Origin of the sequence: Aeromonas sp. Prich7-2, from assembly GCF_017939255.1 — a bacterium.
GTDB classification, from domain to species: Bacteria; Pseudomonadota; Gammaproteobacteria; order Enterobacterales; family Aeromonadaceae; genus Aeromonas; species Aeromonas caviae.
In genome coordinates, this window is record NZ_JAGKRI010000029.1 from 1 (window position 1) to 504 (window position 504).

Sequence of the window (504 nt, forward strand, 5' to 3'; positions counted from 1 at the left end):
AATCACTATCTGGAGCAACTCCTGGCTCCCGCCGCACTCGAGCGCATTGCTCGGCTCTGCAAGTTTTGTCTGCGTCAGCGCGCCATTACCCCTGCCATGCTCGTACCTGCACTGTTGCGGGCCATGGGGGGCGACCAGGTCAATGACATTGCCAGCTTACACCGTCATTTCAATGCCTTGCAGCTGACGAAAGAGCATCAGGTTTCTTACAAACCGTTTCACAATCAGCTGCGTAAAGAGAGCTTTGCCCTGTTTATGAAAGCGCTGGTCGAACGGGCCATCGCCTTGCGTATCGACCATCAACTCAAAGCGGCCTCCCTCGGCGCGTTCAAGCAGGTGTTATTGCACGATGGCACCTCCTTCGCGGTGCACCGGCGTCTGGCGGCTGACTTTCCCGGCCGGTTCAAGACCATCAGTCCGGCGGCTATCGAGTGCCATATGACCATGTCTCTGTCGGAGCAGAGCCCACTGTGCATGAGTGTGTCTGCCGATACCGCAGGGGAG

The 504-nt window shown here is 57.7% G+C and carries 1 pseudogene; it reads left to right on the top strand.

Going from position 1 to position 504, the window contains the following annotated elements:
- Positions 1-504, top strand: a pseudogene (locus J9892_RS06500) (IS4 family transposase); the annotation flags it as partial.